At 65.0% G+C, this 18,506-nt stretch carries 20 protein-coding genes and 1 tRNA gene; 8 read left to right on the forward strand and 13 right to left on the reverse strand.

Going from position 1 to position 18,506, the window contains the following annotated elements:
• Position 1 precedes the first annotated feature (1 nt).
• The 4 genes from RZR99_RS22315 to RZR99_RS22330 all read left to right on the forward strand — a co-directional run bounded on the left by RZR99_RS22315 (position 2) and on the right by RZR99_RS22330 (position 2,124).
• A complete protein-coding gene (locus RZR99_RS22315) occupies positions 2-760 on the forward strand; it encodes a cytochrome c1 (protein ID WP_323121942.1) in 759 nt (252 codons plus the stop codon).
• A 93-nt stretch (positions 761-853) separates the two neighbouring features.
• Positions 854-1,465: a glutathione S-transferase N-terminal domain-containing protein gene (locus RZR99_RS22320; RefSeq protein ID WP_027797364.1), complete on the forward strand. Its 612-nt coding sequence runs from the start codon at positions 854-856 to the stop codon at positions 1,463-1,465.
• 67 nt (positions 1,466-1,532) lie between these two features.
• Positions 1,533-2,030: a ClpXP protease specificity-enhancing factor gene (locus tag RZR99_RS22325; protein ID WP_323121943.1), complete on the forward strand. Its 498-nt coding sequence runs from the start codon at positions 1,533-1,535 to the stop codon at positions 2,028-2,030.
• 18 nt (positions 2,031-2,048) lie between these two features.
• Positions 2,049-2,124, forward strand: a tRNA-Thr gene (locus tag RZR99_RS22330).
• A 343-nt stretch (positions 2,125-2,467) separates the two neighbouring features.
• Here the strand turns inward: RZR99_RS22330 and RZR99_RS22335 are convergent.
• Positions 2,468-3,154, reverse strand: coding sequence for an autoinducer binding domain-containing protein (locus RZR99_RS22335; RefSeq protein WP_323121944.1), 687 nt, complete (start codon positions 3,152-3,154; stop codon positions 2,468-2,470).
• A 778-nt stretch (positions 3,155-3,932) separates the two neighbouring features.
• Positions 3,933-4,532, reverse strand: a complete 600-nt coding sequence (locus tag RZR99_RS22340; RefSeq protein WP_323121945.1) for a LysE family translocator — start codon at positions 4,530-4,532, stop codon at positions 3,933-3,935.
• 158 nt (positions 4,533-4,690) lie between these two features.
• On the opposite strand from RZR99_RS22340, the gene RZR99_RS22345 reads away from it, so the two are divergent.
• Together RZR99_RS22345 and RZR99_RS22350 are read left to right on the forward strand one after the other, a co-directional pair.
• Positions 4,691-5,596 (forward strand): LysR family transcriptional regulator, encoded by a 906-nt coding sequence (locus tag RZR99_RS22345; protein WP_323121946.1) that lies wholly within the window; start codon positions 4,691-4,693, stop codon positions 5,594-5,596.
• 250 nt (positions 5,597-5,846) lie between these two features.
• Positions 5,847-7,091 carry a cation:proton antiporter gene (locus tag RZR99_RS22350; RefSeq protein ID WP_323121947.1) on the forward strand — a complete coding sequence of 415 codons (1,245 nt, stop codon included), beginning with the start codon at positions 5,847-5,849 and terminating at the stop codon, positions 7,089-7,091.
• A gap of 154 nt (positions 7,092-7,245) precedes the next feature.
• Here the strand turns inward: RZR99_RS22350 and RZR99_RS22355 are convergent, their stop codons facing one another.
• The 11 genes from RZR99_RS22355 to RZR99_RS22405 all read right to left on the reverse strand — a co-directional run bounded on the left by RZR99_RS22355 (position 7,246) and on the right by RZR99_RS22405 (position 16,491).
• On the reverse strand, positions 7,246-8,448 hold the full coding sequence (locus RZR99_RS22355) for an aminotransferase-like domain-containing protein (protein ID WP_323121948.1): 1,203 nt from the start codon (positions 8,446-8,448) through the stop codon (positions 7,246-7,248).
• Between the two features lie 112 nt (positions 8,449-8,560).
• Positions 8,561-9,382 (reverse strand): hypothetical protein, encoded by an 822-nt coding sequence (locus RZR99_RS22360; protein WP_323121949.1) that lies wholly within the window; start codon positions 9,380-9,382, stop codon positions 8,561-8,563.
• Positions 9,383-9,406: 24 nt separating this feature from the next.
• The gene (locus RZR99_RS22365) at positions 9,407-10,474 is read right to left on the reverse strand and encodes a succinylglutamate desuccinylase/aspartoacylase domain-containing protein (protein ID WP_323121950.1); all 1,068 of its coding nucleotides are present in this window, start codon (positions 10,472-10,474) and stop codon (positions 9,407-9,409) included.
• Positions 10,456-11,277: a hypothetical protein gene (locus RZR99_RS22370; RefSeq protein WP_323121951.1), complete on the reverse strand. Its 822-nt coding sequence runs from the start codon at positions 11,275-11,277 to the stop codon at positions 10,456-10,458. The genes RZR99_RS22365 and RZR99_RS22370 overlap by 19 nt, the downstream gene beginning before the upstream one ends.
• A 46-nt stretch (positions 11,278-11,323) precedes the next feature.
• Positions 11,324-11,590: a phosphopantetheine-binding protein gene (locus tag RZR99_RS22375; RefSeq protein WP_323121952.1), complete on the reverse strand. Its 267-nt coding sequence runs from the start codon at positions 11,588-11,590 to the stop codon at positions 11,324-11,326.
• Positions 11,591-11,662: 72 nt separating this feature from the next.
• On the reverse strand, positions 11,663-12,589 hold the full coding sequence (locus RZR99_RS22380) for a chlorinating enzyme (protein WP_323121953.1): 927 nt from the start codon (positions 12,587-12,589) through the stop codon (positions 11,663-11,665).
• A gap of 81 nt (positions 12,590-12,670) precedes the next feature.
• Positions 12,671-12,916 (reverse strand): acyl carrier protein, encoded by a 246-nt coding sequence (locus RZR99_RS22385; RefSeq protein ID WP_323121954.1) that lies wholly within the window; start codon positions 12,914-12,916, stop codon positions 12,671-12,673.
• Positions 12,917-12,931: 15 nt separating this feature from the next.
• Positions 12,932-14,443: an amino acid adenylation domain-containing protein gene (locus tag RZR99_RS22390; RefSeq protein WP_323121955.1), complete on the reverse strand. Its 1,512-nt coding sequence runs from the start codon at positions 14,441-14,443 to the stop codon at positions 12,932-12,934.
• On the reverse strand, positions 14,440-15,300 hold the full coding sequence (locus RZR99_RS22395; protein ID WP_323121956.1) for an alpha/beta fold hydrolase: 861 nt from the start codon (positions 15,298-15,300) through the stop codon (positions 14,440-14,442). The genes RZR99_RS22390 and RZR99_RS22395 overlap by 4 nt, the downstream gene beginning before the upstream one ends.
• Before the next feature lie 97 nt (positions 15,301-15,397).
• Positions 15,398-16,003 carry an acyl-homoserine-lactone synthase gene (locus RZR99_RS22400; RefSeq protein WP_323121957.1) on the reverse strand — a complete coding sequence of 202 codons (606 nt, stop codon included), beginning with the start codon at positions 16,001-16,003 and terminating at the stop codon, positions 15,398-15,400.
• A gap of 62 nt (positions 16,004-16,065) precedes the next feature.
• On the reverse strand, positions 16,066-16,491 hold the full coding sequence (locus tag RZR99_RS22405) for a DUF4902 domain-containing protein (protein WP_323121958.1): 426 nt from the start codon (positions 16,489-16,491) through the stop codon (positions 16,066-16,068).
• Between the two features lie 550 nt (positions 16,492-17,041).
• Between RZR99_RS22405 and RZR99_RS22410 the strand changes: the two genes are divergently transcribed.
• Positions 17,042-17,668: a hypothetical protein gene (locus RZR99_RS22410; RefSeq protein WP_323121959.1), complete on the forward strand. Its 627-nt coding sequence runs from the start codon at positions 17,042-17,044 to the stop codon at positions 17,666-17,668.
• A gap of 37 nt (positions 17,669-17,705) precedes the next feature.
• A complete protein-coding gene (locus RZR99_RS22415) occupies positions 17,706-18,506 on the forward strand; it encodes a thioesterase II family protein (RefSeq protein ID WP_323121960.1) in 801 nt (266 codons plus the stop codon).

Here is an 18,506-nt window from a genome sequence, read left to right on the forward strand (position 1 = left end):
CATGAAGAAACTGCTTTCGACGCTCGCGCTGATCGGTGCGACGGTGTGTATGCTGGCGGCGGCGCCGGTTCGGGCGGATGAGGGTAATTTTCCGCTCGACCGCGCCCCCGATAACACGGAAAATCTCGTTTCCCTGCAGCACGGCGCGCAATTGTTTGTAAACTATTGCCTGAATTGCCATAGCGCGAACCTGATGCGCTACAACCGGCTGACGGATCTCGGCATTTCCCAGAAGGAGATCGAAACGAATCTCCTGTTCACGACCGACAAGGTCGGCAACACGATGTCCATCGCGATGCGGCCGGACGACGCGAAGAGCTGGTTCGGCGCGACGCCGCCGGATCTGTCGGTCGAAGCCCGGGCGCGCAGCCGCGATTGGCTCTATACGTATCTGCGCAGTTTCTATCGCGACGATACGCGGCCGACCGGCTGGAACAACGCGGTGTTCGAGAACGTCGGCATGCCCCACGTGTTGTGGCAGCTTCAGGGGCAGCGGACGGCGAAATTCGAAGAAAAGACGGACGAGGAGACGGGTGAGAAGGTGCGCAAGCTCGTCGGTTTCGAGCAGGTGACGCCGGGGACGCTATCGCCGGTGGATTATGATTCTGCCGTGGCCGACCTGGTGGCGTATCTGACCTGGATGTCGGAACCTGCGCAGCAGACCCGCAAACGCCTCGGCGTGTGGGTGCTGCTGTTTCTCGGCGTCCTGACCTTTTTCGCCTGGCGGCTCAATGCCGCCTACTGGAAAGATATCAAGTAATCACGCCATGACCGGCGTGGGGCCGGCGCAAGGAAAAGCCTGCGGGATGGTTTTTCTGCGCGCTGGCCCTCAGCTTTTTGAGGAAACGCAAACATGATGGTTCTGTACTCCGGCACAACTTGCCCGTTCTCCCAGCGTTGCCGGCTGGTGCTGTTCGAAAAGGGCATGGACTTCGAGATTCGGGATGTCGACTTGTTCAACAAGCCGGAAGACATCGCCGTGATGAATCCGTATGGCCAGGTGCCGATCCTCGTTGAACGCGATTTGATTCTGTACGAGTCGAACATCATCAACGAGTACATCGACGAGCGCTTCCCGCATCCGCAACTGATGCCGGCGGACCCGGTGCAGCGTGCGCGCGCGCGCCTGTTCCTGCTCAACTTCGAGAAAGAGCTGTTCGTGCATGTGAGCACGCTCGAGAACGAGAAGGGTAAGGCGGCGGAGAAGAATCACGAGAAGGCGCGCTTGGCGATTCGCGATCGTCTGACGCAGCTCGCGCCGATCTTCCTGAAGAACAAGTACATGCTGGGCGAAGAGTTCTCGATGCTCGACGTCGCGATCGCGCCGCTGCTGTGGCGCTTGGATCACTACGGGATCGAGCTGTCGAAGAACGCCGCGCCGCTGATGAAGTACGCGGAGCGGATTTTCAGCCGCCCGGCGTATATCGAAGCGCTGACGCCGTCCGAAAAGGTCATGCGTCGTTAAGCTGGAGTAGCGGAGGGGCGGGCACGGCGGCCGACCGCGGTGCCCGCCCCCGTTTCGAGGACGGTTGATGCAAGAGATTTCCACGAAGCCTTATCTGCTGCGCGCGCTCTACGAGTGGTGTACGGATAACGGGTATACGCCGCACATTGCGGTGCGGGTCGACAACTCCACGCGCGTGCCGCGCCAGTTCGTGCGCGACGGCGAGATCGTGTTGAACATCAGCTTCGAGGCGACGAGCCAGCTGCAGATGGGCAACGAGTGGATCGAATTCACCGCGCGGTTCTCCGGAAAGGCGCACAAGCTCGAAGTGCCGGTTGCCAACGTGCTCGCGATCTATGCACGGGAGAACGGGCAGGGGATGGCGTTTCAGGTCGATGCGGTGGCTCAGGACGGCGAAGGCGTCGGGCCGGATTCGGGGACGTTTTCGGAGGACGGCGAGGAAGTCGCGGCCGGGGCTTCGGATGTGCCCGCGAACACCGAATCGCCGGACAGCGCGGACGAACCGCCGGAACCGGATGGCGACGGATCCAAAGGCAGCAGACCTCGCCTCAAGATCGTGAAATGAGGTAGAATCTGCGGCTACGCCGGCTTAGCTCATCTGGTAGAGCAGTTGATTTGTAATCATCAGGTGGCGGGTTCGAGTCCTGCAGCCGGCACCAAAATCTAGCTTCGAGAAGTACCGGAAGCCCTAAAACCCGCGTCAAGCATTGAGCTGACGCGGGTTTTTTGTTTCTTGCCGTTCCGTGTTGTGAAGCGGTTTGTCGATGAAGATCGAAATCGCAAAAGAAGCAACGGCGTACTTCGCAGCGGATTTGCTACGAAGTACGTCCCCTCAACGGATTCCCGGTGCCGCAAGCTCGTCGCATCGTACCGGGAAGCATGGTGACCCACCCAACCACGGACGCCCGGCCAACACCCGACATTCACCGATTCAATACAATTTCGTCGATTATGTGTTTTTCAATGTGGAGTGCGTTTTTTTATTTCCTATAAGAGGCGCGATCAATAGATCACCCCCAGCAATACCGCTTTAACGATAGCCTGCGTCTTGTTGACCGAATTGAGCTTCTCCATGATGTTTTGCATGTGGAAGGTAATCGTTCTCTCCGAGATCGACAGGATCGACGCGATCTCGATCGCGGTTTTCCCGTCGGCGGCCCATTGCAGCACCTCCTTTTCCCGCGCCGTAAACTGATTCATCTTGGCCCCCGGCCCGGGTGCGGTTCCGAGACGGGTGTTTGCCGCATGCGCGGCGTGGGCAAGATAGATCAACTGACTTTCGCCGGCGGCCATCTCCACCTCGGTAATGGCCTCGGCGCCGCGCGCGAAACTCCACATCGCGATGCGCCCATGCTTGTCGCGAATCGGCTGCGACCAGCCGTGCGCGAGCCCGTGTGCTTTCGCTTCCCGCCAGAATGCCTCGTCCGCGCGGGCATCGACGGGCCAGATCAGCGGCGACGTGTAGATCAGGCCGTAACGCACGACCGGGTCGCGCGCGAAATAGTTTTCCCTCAGGTAACGCTGTTGCCAGGCATCGGAATAGGTGCTCCACATGCTGTACGTGGGACGGGTCACGGGTAGCGGATCTCGTGAGCCGTACGAACATAAGTCGAAATTCAGCGATCTGGCAAAGCGGGCAACGATGGCGAAAATCGCGTCCGAATCCTCCGCACGCGACAGCGCGGTCATGACTTCCTCTCTCCATGCATCCACAGCAGTCTCCATTGTGGCGATTAGCCGATATGGCTTTAACGCGCAGGCATGCCACTCCAAGATGGAAAAGAAAAATCCCCGATTTGTGTATTCAGTGAATACGGCCACTGATTTTCAGGCGAGATAAATCCCGTAGGCCGGATTGTTTGCGAGCGCCATGCGAATGAATATCCGGTTGTCGTGCAATAGCTGCCGGCGGGACGTTCTTGGCGGATTATTGGCGAGCCAGGACGGCCATCTGCAACGCGTTCCCGATATTCAGGCGATTGGATTTCGAACGGAAATGCCAGTGTATTAACCGACTGGCCTGTCGGTTATCGCTGTTGTCGTACGCCGCATGACGCGGCAAATGTGAATCCCTCGTTGCGGCATGGCGTGCGTGAGATTGCCGTGCGCCATGTCAGATATCCCCGCGCCGAACGGCGCGAGGCCCGACTCATGAACCGGGGGCAAGAAGTGCGTGGCGTCGAGCCAGCGACGAGCCGGACCGCTACATTCTGCTTGTCGAAACAAAACGGGCGGCCGAGCGCTCACTTCACTCTGGAATCCGGACAGGCACGTGTCGGATCGCTGAACGTGCCCGAGCCGGCCGGCTGTTGCGTGAATCCGCAACGCATAGCGTGTTCGTCGCCGGTTCGATTGCGAGATGACCGACTGTTGTTATTCGTAGCGTATTGATGATTCGTTTCGGGCGACCTGCAAGCCGTCGCCCGCACTTGAACCGTCGGGCGCGCAACGGAGCGCCCGATCGGGGTCAATCCATCCAGATCGGTACGATCGACAGCGCCAGCAGCACCGCCAGCGTGACGTTCGCGATTCGCCAGTGGCGTTCGGTGCGCAGCGCACGGCTCAGCACGACGCCCGCCATGCACCACAGCACCAGCGACACGATGGCCGCGATACCGAATGCGCTGCCCAGGATAGCGGCGAGCCTCAGCGGATTCGGCGTCAACGCGGCGAACGATGCAGCGGCGCCGAGCGCCATCGCCCAGCCTTTGGGGTTGAGCCACAGCAGCAGCGCGCCGCCTACGAAGCTGGTGGGCGATTGCGATGTTTTCGCATTGGCGTTCGGCGCGCCGCTCGACGCGATCTTCCAGGCGAGCCAGAGCAGGTAGGCGGAGCCGCCGACCTTCATGATCAGCTGCAGCGCGGGAACCGCGTGCAGCAGGCCCGCGAGTCCGGCCGCCGCGATGGCGGAGAGCGACGCGAGACCGATCGCGATGCCGCCCAGCAGCGGAACGCTGCGCCTGAAGCCGAACTGGGTGCCCGACGCCGTCGCGAGCGTGGTGGCGCCACCGGGCGTGATGGTCGCGACGATCACAAACAGAATCAGGGAGAACAGCATCTCGGACATGGCGGGACGACCTCCGGGAAGACACTTCGACCGTATGCCTCGCGTACTTCAGCGACAATAAAATCCATATTCAACATGACTCTAAGAGCCTTTGTCGTGACGGGGTATGGAATGTTTATAATGGCAAACATTAGCATTGCTAATGCGATACTGTCCCCATGCCCCGTAATCTGGATACGAGCCTGTTGCGAACGTTCGTTACCGTCGCGCGCTGTTCGAGCATGACGGCGGCGGCGCACGCGCTGCATCTCACGCAGGGGGCGATCAGCCAGCAGATCAAACGCCTCGAGGCGTGTTTCGGCCAGCAGATGTTCGACCGCAACCAGCGGCGGCTGAAGCTGACCGAGGCGGGTGAGCGTCTGCTCGACCGGGCGGAAGGGCTCGTCCGTCTGAACGACCAGATCTGGGTCGACATGACCGGCGTCGCGTTTTCCGGCACGATCCGCGTCGGTGCGCCGCCCGACCTCGTCGGTACCTATCTGGCCGGCATCCTCAAGGCGTTCTCGCAAAGCTATCCGCATGTCGAGATCGTGCTCGTGAGCCTCGCGTCGGGTGAATTGATCGACGCGTTGCGCGACGGCCAGGTCGACGTCGCGATTGTCGAGCAAACGGCGGGCGAATCGGGCGGGGAGTGTCTGCGTCGCGAGCCGCTCGCATGGGTGGGCGCGCGCGGCGGCGGCGCCTACATGAAGCGGCCGCTGGCGGTGTCGGTCGTCAGCGACGTGTGCGTGTTTCGCCCGGTCCTCTTCGATGCATTGAGCAAGCATGGCGTCACGTGGCGGACGGTCTTCGAAAACGGCGACATCGAGGCGACCCGCGCGACCGTGCGGATGGACATGGCCGTGACCGCATGGCTCGTGTCGACCGTGCCGCCCGAGCTGCAGATCCTGTCGCCGCTCGCGGGGCTCCCCGAGCTGCCCGACTTCGCGATCACGCTGCACATGTCGCCGTCCGGCGTTACGCCCCTCGCCGAGGAAATGGCGAAATTCATCCGCAGCAGTTTTCTGAATGCGCCTGGCGCGCATGGCGAGCGCGCGATCAGCGCCGCCGATCGCGCCGCATGAACGCGGTTTCCCTCCGCGATGTCCCGCCCTGCCTGTAGGTCCTTCCAGTATCGCCGCGTTTCGTTGCGCTGATAGCATCGGAATCGACAAGCGCTTTCTGATCGGCACGGCCGCCGGCATCTCCGCCGCATCGTGCCGCCGGTCGACGCGCACCGCACCCGCTTGCCGTCCCGCTGCGCACATTGCGCGGATGACGGCACGCCGGCCGAGCAATCCGTTCGATTCGCCCGGCGCCTTCTGGAGGCACCTCATGACCACCTGGTTGCTGCAACTCGTGCTCGTTATCGCGCTTTGCAATCTCTGCGGCCGGCTGGCGGAACGGCTGGGCCAATGCGCGGTCGTGGGCGAGATTGCCGCGGGGCTGCTGCTCGGGCCGTCGGTGTTCGGCCTGGTCGCGCCGAGTTTCTACGATGCGCTGTTCGGCGCGTCGGCGTCGACCGGCATGGCGCAGGTCGGTGAGATGGGGCTCGTGTTGCTGATGTTCCAGGTCGGTCTGCATCTCCATTTCGACAGCGGACGAGGCTGGCGGCGCTGGCGTGCGCCGATGGCGATTGCCGTCGCCGGACTCTGCGTGCCCGCCGCGATCGGCTCGGCCGTCGCGATCGCGTCGAAGTCCGCGCTCGCGGCCGATGCGCCGACGCTCGCCTATGTGCTGTTCTGCGGCGTTGCGCTGGCCGTGTCGGCCGTGCCCGTGATGGCGCGCATCGTCGACGATCTCCGTCTCAATGCGCATCCGGGCGCGAGTCTCGCGATTTCGGCCGCGATGATCACCGATGCGCTCGGCTGGCTGCTGCTCGCGATGATCGTGTCGCTGTCGAGCGGGCCGGGCTGGACGTTCCTGCACGCGATGGGCAGCCTGCTCATCTATCTTGCGCTCGCCGCGCTGCTCGCGCGCTTCGTGGTGCGTCCGCTTCTGGCGAAGCTCGCGCACTCGCCGCACGCTGCGCGAGACACGCTCGCGGTCGTGTTCTGCGTCGTGCTGCTCTCCGCCTGGACGACGGCGCTCATCGGCTTTCACAGCGCGTTCGGCGCGCTCGCCGCCGCGCTGTTCCTGCGCAGCGTGCCGGGTCTCGCGGAACTGTGGAAAGCGCATGTCGAGGGATTCGTCCGGCTTGTGCTGATGCCGGTATTCTTTGCCTACGCCGGCTTGCACGTGTCGCTCGGCACGATCACGGGCGCCACGGACTGGCTATGGTTCGCGGTGTTTCTGGCGGGCGGATTCGCCGGCAAGTTCGGTGGCAGCTACCTGGGCGCGCGCGCGATGGGACAGGTTCCGCGCGATGCGTTCCTGATCGGCTCGCTGATGAATACGCGCGGACTGATGGAATTGATCGTGCTGTCGATCGGGCTGCAGATGCACATTCTGCCGACCCGGGTCTATACGATACTGGTGGTGTTCGCGCTCGTCACCACGGCGCTGACCGCACCGCTGATCCGGTTCATGCTGCGTGCCCAGGTCCGTCCGATCCCGGCGATCTCGATGCCGAGCAAATGAAATCTTGCGCTCGCCGCGCTGCTCGCGCGCTTCGTGGTGCGTCCGCTTCCGGCGAAGCTCGCGCACTCGCCGCACGCTGCGCGAGACACGCTCGCGGTCGTATTCTGCGTCGCGCTGTTCTCCGCCTGGACGACGGCGCTGAGGCAGCGAAAGCTCAGCCTTTCACCACCACGTCCCACGCGCGTTTCATCCGATGCGCCGCTTCCCGCGCATTCTGTTCGCCGAGCATCGAGTACGACAGGCGCAGCGTGTCGCGTTCGGGATCGCTTGCATAGAACGCCGCGCCGGGCACGAACACCACCTTTTCCTTGATCGCGGCGTCGAGCACCCGCTCGGCCGGCACCGGGTTCGCGAAGCGGCACCAGAGAAACATGCCGCCCTCGGGCTCGTTGAAGCGCAGATCGTCGCCGAACGCTTCGCGCAGCGCGCCCGTCAATGCGTCGCGCCGCGCGCGATAGCCGGCGCGCAGCGTGTCGAGACGCGCGGGCAGGCGGCCCGACGCGAGGTAGCGCGCGACGACGTTCTGCGTGAGCGTCGACGTATGCAGATCGAACGCCTGCTTGGCGACGGCGGTCGGCGCGAGCAGCGCGGGCGGCAGCACGAGCCAGCCGACCCGCACGCCGGGAGAGAACACCTTGGAGAACGTGGACAGATAGCAGACCGTGCGGTTGCCGCCGGGCTGCGCGGCCGCGATCGACAGCAGGCTCGGGATCGGATCGCCGCTGAAGCGCAACTGGCCGTACGGATCGTCCTCGAGAATCGCGGCGCCGTACCGCTGCGCCAGCTCCACGAGGCGGGTGCGTTGCGCGAGCGGCATCGTATAGCCGGTCGGGTTGGCGAAATTCGGCGTCAGGTAAATCGCCTTGACCCCTCCGCGCCGAAGTTCGTGCTCGACCTGGTCGAGATCGAGGCCGTCGGGGCTGCCCGCGATGCCGTCAACTTGCGCACCGACGAACTGGAAGACCTGGAGCGCGGCGACATAGGTCGGCCGCTCGACCAGTACGCGGTCGCCATGGTCGAGCAGCACGCGCGCGACCAGGTCGAGCCCCTGCTGGGATCCCGACGTGATCAGCATCGAATCCCACGGCGCGGGAATGCCCTGCGCGCCGGCCCAGTGGCTGATCTGCCGACGCAGATCGACCTCGCCCTCGGTCAGCCCGTACTGGAACAACTGGCGATGCTCGCTGCGCAGGATCTCCCCGAGGACGCTGTCTATCCCGTCCATGTCGAACAGGTCGGACGCAGGAATGCCGCCGGCGAGCGAGATGACGTCGGGCATCTTGCTGAACTCCAGCAGTTCGCGCACCGCGGAGGATTTGATGCCGCGGGCGCGCATCGCAAGCACGATATCGTTCATGGTTGGCACCTGGTGTGGATCGGGACGGGACGCGCAGCGCCGCCGAATGAGAAAAAAGGCCGTCAGGCGAATGCGCCGTGCCGGCCGGGAAGATTCGCGCGGACGCCGCGTCTCAATCGAAGAATCGCCAGCCCTGTTCCTGGTGGATCAGGAACAGGCCCATGGTCCGGCGGGTCGACGAGCAGTGTTCGATCGCGTGCAGGTTCTTGCTCTGGAACAGGGTCAATTGTCCCGGCTGAGGCTTGAGGACGATCTTCGATGCGCGCTCGAGCTCGGCGATCGCGCCGGTTTCGCGGTACTCGTGGTTGATCCGGTCGAGTGCCGCGCGCGATGACGGACGGTTGTTCCACATCACCATGCCGGCGTTGTTCTCCGAACCCTGAATGGTGAGGAACCCGCCCAGCTGACGCGGATAGGACTGCTTCATCGGCCAGTTCGTGAAATCGCGCGCGTAACTCACGTCGTCGCAATGCGGCGCGAAATTGAACGGCGCCTCGTAGGGCTCATAGACCCGCCGTGTCGCGAGGAGAAACTCGACCTCGTATTCGTGGCCGATCGTCAACGGCTGCGCGTCGAGCGCGTCCGCGAACAGGCGCACGAAGCGGGTGCGTCTCAGCCCGTCGTTCACGCGGCAGGCGATGCCGAAGTATTCCGCTGCCTTCGACACGAGCTTGTCGCCTTCCTCGCGTTGCAGCTGGCCCAGGGTTACCGACGTGGCGACGATCCCGGCGTGGTGCGCGTTCTTGGTGAACGGCGAGCTGGAGAAACCTTCGTCGTCCCACCAGGTTTCCCATTCGTCCTCCGGCACGATGTCCATGACGATGGCATCGGCCTCGTCGGCGTCGAGCGCGTTGATGGCTGCCGCCAGGGTCAGGCGCTCGACGCGCGGGGGGGCGTCGAAGCGCATCAGGTGAGCCGAATAAGTATCCTGCATGATGCCTCCACGAAGACTGGAAAATCAGTGACGCGGCACAAGGCAATCGCCTTGGCCCAGTTCGGAAAGGACCGGCTGCCGCAGCACGCGGTAAAGCTCGGCCGGCTTCGGTTCGGATTCGGAGTAGCGGTATTTCGGAAACAGCAGCAGGCCGTTTTTCGCGGCGACGAGCGGTGCGCCGTCGCGTAGGCCCAGGCGTTGCCCGGTCCGGACCGGCTGGAAATTCCTCAGTCCGGCGTCGAGCCTGACTTCGCCGTCGGGATAGGGGACGATGACTGCCCAGGTATAGATCGGATTCGCGCACGCGCTCAGCGGCGCGAGCGGCATGCCGCCGCCGATGCCGTCGACGGCGGCGATCGCTTCCAGGCATACGCGCACGCCGGCCGCGATCTGGTACAGGCCGAAGCCCTTCTGGCCGAGTTCGATGCTGAGCGCCACGCCGCCCGCGCGCTGGATGAATTCGTCCGACGTGCAGCCGCCGCTCGACGCATCCGAGAACGGCCGTCCCCAATGCGTGACGACGGGGACGTCGGGCGCCACCGCGTGCGCGAGCCGCAGGCTCGATTCCTGGTAATTGAAGACAAAGAACGGCGAATCGGACGGCTCGATCGTCTGGTGCAGATCGACGCAATAGCGGGCGCGCGCCATCGAGGGCTCCAGCTCGCGCGCGCGGCGATCGTCCGCCGTATCGGACTGGACCCGGCCGAATGTCCGGTTCAGGTCCCGTTCGACGAAGCGCGTGCCGGCGCGCGCGGCATCGAGATTGCCGAGCAGGAAGCCGATCGACGACGCGGGCGCGAGCGCGCCGCTCGACAGATACCGGCAGAGTGCGTTGAGCACCGGCAGCCCCGCATATTCGTTGCCGTGCGTGAGCGCCATGAACAGCAGGTCGATCGGCCCGCCCTCGGCCGGCGCCGCACCGCGCGGATGCACGACGAATCCGTACCGTTCGAGCCGTTCGATGGCCGCGCCGCCGATCGAGCCGGCGGCGGCCGTGCGCTCGAATGCGGCAAGCTCCGCCTCGAGCCGGTGATGCGGCGCATCGCCGCCGCGCGGCGGATCGAGGGCCGGCATCAGTGAAACATCCGCCATTGCCCGTCGTGCCAGACCAGGAACGAGCCGAGCGTCTGGCGGATCGTCCGGCATTGCTCGACGGCGTGCATGACGCGCGTGTTGAGGATGTTCAACTGGCCGGGACGGCCCTTGATCGTAACGCTGCGGACCTGTTCGAGCCGCTCGATGCGCCGGGTGCGGGTGAACTCGCTCATCAGCTCGTCCAGCTCGGGGCGCGTGGCCGGCCGGTAATCCCACATCACGAGACCGGCGCCGTTTTCCGCATCCTTCACGGACAGGAAGATCGAGATCTGGTCGAACCCCTCGTCGTACCCTTCCTTGATCGGCCAGTTGTGCGGCTCGCGGCCGAAATGAATCGCGTCGCAATGCGGCGGCACGCTGAAGAGGCCGTGCTCGACCGGTTGGTATTCGCGTTTCGATACGAGCGGCAGCTCGCCCCAGGCGCCGACCTGGACGGCGCTCGCGCCCAGCTCGCGCTCGCAGAGCCTGACGAATTCGGTGCGGCGCAGCGAATCGTTGGAGCGCCCCGCATACGAGAAGTAATCGATGAGCCCGGGAATCAGCTGCTCGTTCACGAGCCGCTGCGTCGGCCCGATCGCGAGCCCGGACTTGCCCGCGCCGGCGAAACTCTGATGCTGCGTGATCGGCGGGAAGGCGCTGTCGTCCCACCACTTGTCGAGTTCGTCCGGCTTCACCAGATCGACGAGCACCGCCGCGGCCTTGCGATCGCGAATCAACAGCGCCGCTTCGGCGAGCGTCAGGTCGCTGCGCTCGACCTGCTTGTCGAAATCATAGATTTCGGCGTGATAGTACTTGTTCAAAAGACAGTCCTCCTGCAATGCGGCAATCCGGATCTGACCGCGTCTGCTATCGCGCGGCGACGTTCATCGAATCGACCAACTTGTCGGTGAAGACACGGATGCACGGGTTTTCGAACAGCAGGCGCAGCGGCACTTCCAGCCCGAGCCGCCCTTCGAGCTGCGTGCTCACCAGCGCCGCGGAAAGCGACGAACCGCCCAGCAGGAAGAAATCGTCGTCGGGCGAGACGCGGTCGCGGCCGAGCACGTCGGCCACGACCGCGACGACGACCTGATCGACGCGCTGGACATGAGGGATCTCGGTGTGATTTGCCATGGTGTTCGCATCGGGTAGGACGGGCGGCGCGCGGCGTCGCCCGTCGGTTGCAAGGTCGCGATTCGCGGGCGATCAGGCATACGTCGGCTGGCGCGTGAAGTGGAAGCCTCGGGCGTTCTGCTCGACCCGGCGGTTGTGCCCGAAGCGGTCCTCGCCCGAGACCAGCACGACGCCGAACTTGTCGAGGCTGATCTTGCTGCCGTACTCGTCGACGCTGTCGGTGTCGGGGTAGACCTTCACCGCGGCCGGTACGTACCGGCTCGCGTACCCGAGACGGGTTCTGTCCGTGGTCGAGTTGGGGAACGACGAGTGCATCAGCGTCGACCAGAAGATCACGAATTGGCCCGGCTTCATCACCATCGACACCGCCTTGCTCTCGTCGGGCTTCCAGTCCGGATCCTTCTGCAGGCTGCGGTAGTCGTAGCCGAAGAAGCCGCGCTTGATGCCGTCCTTCTCGAGGGCGTTGATGTGCGCCGGGTCGAATTCCATCTTCTTCGATTCGTCGTAGAACATCTCCTCGTGGGTACCGGGCACGAAGCGCAGGCAGCCGTTTTCCTCGCTCGCCTCCGTCAGCGCGGTCCAGACGGTGACGGCGCCGCCGAAGCGCTGGTCGCCCGGCCACACGATCTGCGGCTGACCCGACGCATGCGCGAACGTGTCGGCCTGATGCCAGTCGGTGCCTTCATCGCCCGGATATTTGGGAAACATCTCCGAGCGCCAGCAGACGAGGTCCGGGCCGAGGATCGAATTCAGGCGCTGGACGATTTCCGGACGGCCGATGTGCTCGCTCAGCAGATTCACGTCGAGATGCCGATCGTAGTTGGCGATCGGGCTCGTCGGCGGCAGGTCGTAGATCGCGTATTCGCGATCGAACAGCTGCGCGCGAATTTCCTTGTAACGCTCGCGTGCTTCCTCCGGCGAATAGAGCGTGAACGGGCCGAGGTAGCCCTGCTCGCGAAACTTGGCGATTTCCTGCGGGGTCAGTCGAAAATCCTGCATCGCTATGCTCCTGATCAAATCGTCGAGATGGATCCGCCTCGCACCCACGAAACGGCCTCCGATGGAATGCCGTGCGCGTTGTCAGACGAGCTCGGCGGCCGCTACCCGATACAGGCCGGTCCAGCCGTCGATCGACGGCGCCGCCATCAGCTTGCTGGTCGGGACCTGTAACTGCACTTTCTGCTCGATCTGGATCTGCAGCTCCACGATCGTGAGCGAACTGGCGCCACGATCGAAGAAGTCCTCGTCGGAGCGCAGATCGGCGAAGCCGAGCGCGTCCCTGCAAGTCGTCGCGATCATGTCGGTGATGTCAATCTTGTCGGCCATGGTGCTCTCCGCGTGTCAAAGGGCGTTACCTGCGAGACGACCCCGATCGACCTTGCCGTTCGCGTTGAGCGGCAGCTGCGCGCAAACGGAAATGGCGTCGGGAATCATGAAGGGCGGCGCCAGCTTGCGCAGTTCGCCGCGAATGAAACTGGACAGATCGGGCCGCTGCTCGCGCGACTGGACCGTGGCCGTCAGCGTTTTCTCGCCGTTCGGGTCTTCGTGAACCTGCACCACGCATTCCTCGACGCCGGGTACGCGCGAGACCAGCACCTGCACTTCGTCGAGGCTCACGCGGTAGCCGCGGATCTTCGTCAGCCGGTCGCGCCGGCCGACGAATTCGAGCGTGCCGTCCGCGCGGCGGCGCACGATGTCGCCGGTGCGATAGAGGAGCCCCGCGCCGGCCGGATCGGGAATGAATGCGGCGCGCGTGGTGTCCGGCGCATCCAGGTAGCCCAGCGAGACGCCGGCGCCGCCGGCATAGAGTTCGCCTTCCTCGCCGTCCGCGACGGGCGTCAGGTCGTCGACGTCGCCGTCGAGCACGTGCGTCTGGGTGCCGGTGATCGCGATGCCGATCGGCACGCTGCCGGCCGGCCGGTTCGCCCGTGTCATCGCGTGGCAGCAGGTGAAGGTGGTGTTTTCGGTCGGACCGTAGCCGTTGATCACGGTGATGTCCTCGAACCGGTCGAGCACCTGGTTGATCGCCGCCGCGTTCAGCACGTCGCCGCCCGCCAGGAGCACGCGCACGCCGGCGAACATGTCCGGGTAGCGCCGCACGACGAGATGGAACAGCGCGGCGGTGAGCCACATCACACTGACGCGCTCCTGCCGGATCAGCGCGGCCGCTGCGTTGGGATCGAATATCGCGTCTTCGTAGACGACGAGCCGCGCGCCGTTCAGCAACGGGCCCCAGATCTCGAATGTCGATGCGTCGAAGGTGATCGGCGACAGCAGCAGGAACGCATCGTCGGCGCGGATCTCGATGTAGTTCGGGCGATCGACGAGCCGGACCACGCCGCGATGCGGGACCACGACGCCTTTGGGCTTGCCGGTACTGCCCGACGTGAACATGATGTAGAGCGGCGCATCGGCGGTGTGCGACGGCGGTCGAAGCGGGCTGTCGTCGTGTTCGCCTGCCGGATTCGCCAGGTCGATGCTCTCGATGACGGCAAGGCCGGCGTCGCGCAGCGCGGCTTCGGCGGCGCCGCTCGTCAGCGCATGCCGCGCACCGCTTTGTTGCGCATACGTGCGCTTGATCGCGTCGGGATATTTCGGGTCGAGCGGGATGAAGGTCGCGCCGAGCTTCGCGACGGCCAGCATCGCGATCACGGCGTCGACCGAGCGCGGCAGGCACAGCAGCACCCGCGAGAACGGCTGCACGCCGTGTCGCGCGAGACGGCGAGCGAAGCGATTCGCGCAAAGATCCAGCTCGCGATAGGTGAGCCGCGCTGTCGCGCCGATCAGCGCGACGCGCTCGGGCGTGCGTTGTGCTTGCGCCGCGAACATGCGGTCGACGGTGGGGTAGCTCATTGCATGACTCCCAATCGGATGCGCTCCGGCTCGAAGAAGTGCAGCAGTTCGTTCGTGATCCCGGGGTTCGCGCGGCACAGCTCGTAGTGATCCCCGTCGACCTCGAGCACGCCGGTCGCGGCGGGCAGGCGGGCCCGAATGATGTGCGCGCTTTCCAGCGTGACCTGCCGGTCGTGCCGCGTGGCCAACACGAGCGTGGGTTGCGCGACGTCGCGCGCTTCGCTGAGGAAATCGACGCGCCGGTACGCGACGTAGTTCAACCCGTAGCGATGCAGGTAATCGGCGCTGGAAAACGGCAACGAAATATAGTCGTGGAATTCCGATTGCGGCGCGCTGCGTCCCGACGAAATCTTGTCGTACAGCATGCGCGCCATGTCCTTGCTGGCGGCGGCGGTCGGCAGCAGCACGTCGACTTCGCGCTGGAATCCGCTTTGCTTGCAGATCGACGGCGGCAGCATGAATTCACCGGACACCAGCGCGAGCCGTCGCACACGGTCGGGGTGGCGCGTGGCCGCGAGCAAGCCGATGCCCGCGCCCGAGCAATAGCCGATCACGTCCGTCGGGCCGTCGCGCCCGAGCAGCGCGTTCGCGTGCGACGCCACCCGCACGAGGTCGTGGACGTGATAGTCGACGTCGAATCCGTCTTCCGATGCGTCGGCCCGCAGATCGAGCACGAAGCGCGATTCCCAGGTGATGAGATTCACGTGCGGCGCGAGTGCCGCGTAGAACTGATCGGCGATCGCGTGCCGCACGCCGAACGGCAGCGCGAGCACGACGTTCGGCCGATCGGGCGACAGCCCCGTGTAGAACACATTCAGGGGGCGGCCGTCGAAACTCGGAATCATCTCTTTCAGCATGCCGTCGACAGGTTCGATGTGGAGTGGGGAGTCGGATTGAAGCCGGGCCGCCTGCGGCCGCGGTGCGCGCCTGGCGGATGAACCGGCGCGCCGTGCGTCAACTTGGGGTGATGCGTGGCGGCGCATCGGCGGCGAGCGCGGCGCAGGTGATCTCGTCGATCTCGATCCAGCACGCGAAGACGAGCTGGCCGTCGATCTGCCTGGGCGGCGCGGCGCGGTGCGCGTGCACCCCGAGACGCTTCAGCAGACGCTCGACGCCCAGCGGCGATGCGGTGATGAGGCGACGGACGCCGGCCGACGCGGCGAACCGCACGATCTCGGCGAGCAGCACCTTGGTGTTGCGGTGCGCACGCTCGAGCGCGGTGGAATCCGCGCCGAGGATGTAGGACGAAAAGCGCGAAATTTCCCAGATATCGGGCGCGTGGGGCACCGGCATTTCGCCCATCAGCGACGGAAACACTTCACCCAGCAGATAGGGGCGGATCGTGGGAAGCAGGCGCGCGCACGAGCAGATCGAGCCGTTCTCGCCGCGTCCGACCACGTAGACCGTATCCATGCGGTCGAACTGGTCGAGCTCCTGGCCGTCGATCGTCGGCAACTGCCAGCCGAGCTTCTCGATGAAGATCGAATGGCGGTAGGAGGCGAGCGCCGCGACGAATGCAGGTGACAATTGCGCGGCACTTCCGATCGTCGTTTCTTGCATGGGCGTGCTCCAAGGGACGTCCCATTAGAGTCGATCGATAAGTACGTCGAAACTGCAAGTTTCTACAGGTCGGGCAGCGCGACGTGCGCGCTGACGCTGGCGCTCCAGGACAGCGTGCGAATCCACGCCTCGAGGTAGCGCGCGGTATCGGCGGGACCGAGATCGTAGCCTTTCGTGCAGACGATCATCACGTTGCCCGTGACGCTGTGGGGCAGCATCCGGTAGACGCGTTGCGGATCGACGAACCAGCACCAGCCGAAGGTGATGGGCGGGCGCCATTGCGTGTCGATCCACTCGCAGTAGCCCGCGTGACAAGCGGGCAGGCCTATGTCCCACGCATCGGCCAGCGTGTTCTCGTCCGACCCCGCGCACAGCAGGCTCAGGTTCGCCAGGGCGAGCCGGCTCGCGGGTATGCGGACATATCCGTCGAACGATGCGGACGAGCCGGCGTGCGCCGACGCCGTGACCCTCGCCGGTTTCAGATCCAATTTGGAACCTCCTTGTTTGTGCGCGACGGGTTTCGCGGGGATGCGCGGGACGCATCGTGCAGGAAACGGCCGTGGCCTTCAAACATGGACGGATTGCCGCATCGGGAATCGCGGATAGGCGGCAGGGAGACTTCCGGGTAGAGCGGCTCGGATCGCTCGACGGCAAGTGACCGTGGGCGGTGCGATACGTGCGCCAGCCGTGCGCGCCCAACGACGGGCAACGCAGGGAGAGCGGATCGGACGAGTGATCCGATTGTCACGCGGTCGTCGCGAAGGATGGTTCGGATGACCGATGATCTCCGGCAGATGAGGTCGCGCGGGTACATCGCGACACCCTGGTTCAGGACGATCGAATGTGGAACATTTTGAGGCGATATCGTCGGGCGCGCAAACGATTTGAACCTGCAAAAAACTACAGCTGTCAGTGCGCGGGCTTGTCTGCATGATGGCGGCGGAAAGCGTGCGCCGGCTTGCCGAGCGATGAGGCGGGCTCTGCCGAGCCGGGTGCCCGACGCTCGGGCGGCTTATCAACGATGGAGCGGAGGTCGGCGTGACGGAGATCGCGGATATCGAGGTGGCGCCTTTTACCGGCGCCGACATCGAGGGGTTCCTCGCGTACTGGTATGACGGCGGCGACGGCCATCTGATCGCGATGGGCGTCGATCCGTCGAAGCTGCCCGGCCGCCGTCAGATGGGCGACATGCTGGCGCTGAATATCGAACGCGACGCCCGCTCCGCACACCCGCAGAACGCGATCCTGAGCATCAAGCTGAGGGGGCGGACGGTCGGCGTACACGAGCTGACGCACCTCGTGCCGCGCGAGGGCGAGCCGCCGGGCCGCTATGCGAGCGGCGTGATGCATGCGCACATCTGGCATGCGGAGCACCGCCGGCTCGGTATCGGGGTGGTGTCTTACGTCAAGGCGATGCGCGCATTCTTCGAGCGCTTTGCGCTCGATGCGATCCGCTTCGAATCCCCCGCGGACAACGCCGGCGCGAACCGGATCAAGGTACGCCTCGGTATCGAGCCGCAGGGAGAGGGCGTATTCGAGCTGCCGATCCTGCGCGACGCGATGCGGACGGTGCGCTATAGCGTGACGCCGGACCAGCTGCCGGCAATCGCGGCGCGCATGGAAGCGGTCTGGCGCGAGCGCCGCCACGCGGACCTGCCGCAGTAGAGAGGCGTCCTTTCTTCCCCCACGAGAGCTTCGATCGATGAATTCAAGCGCCGCCCGCGTCGCCCAACGCTCGCCGTTGATGATCTTCGAGCCGGTCGCGGCGCCTCGCCTGCGGATGATCTGCTGTTCGTACGCGGGCGGCAGCGCCTCCGTGTACGGCAATTGGCATGCGTCGCTGCCCGCCGACGTCGAGGTGTGCGCAGTCGAGCTGCCGGGGCGTGGCGCGCGCTTTCGCGAGGCGCCGCTCTGCACGATGAATGCGCTCGCCGACGATGTGATGGGCGGCCTGGGCGCCCGCCTCGACGCTCCGTTGGTCCTCTACGGCCACAGCATGGGCGGCGTGCTGGCGCTCGAGCTGGCGAAGCGGTTGGCCGATGCGGGCGCGCCGCCGCGCGCGCTCGTCGTGTCCGGATGCGCGGCGCCGCATTTGCCGTCGCGCCGCCGCTGCCGGCTATACGATCTGCCGCGCGACGAACTCGTGCGCGAGCTGAATCTGCTCGAAGGGCTGCCGCGCGGCATGCTGGACGCCCAGGGGTTTATCGACATGCTTCTGCCGACCGTTCGCGCCGATCTGCAAAGCCGCGAGACGTGGTTCGCCGAGATCCGCGCGCTGCCGGTGCCGATCCATGCGCTCAGCGGGCGCGACGACGAACTGGTCTGGGCACCCGAGCTCGGCGAATGGCAGCACTACTCGAACGTGCCGCTGAACGTCCGGATGTTCGACGGCGGGCATTTCTTCATCAATAGCCACAGAGCACAGGTGCTTGCGCATCTGGCCGGAATCGTCGACGGGTTGACGCTCGGCCCGCATCGCCGCGCGGACCAGGTCCGCGTGTGA

Origin of the sequence: Burkholderia alba (genome assembly GCF_034721475.1) — a bacterium.
Classification (GTDB): Bacteria; Pseudomonadota; Gammaproteobacteria; order Burkholderiales; family Burkholderiaceae; genus Burkholderia; species Burkholderia alba.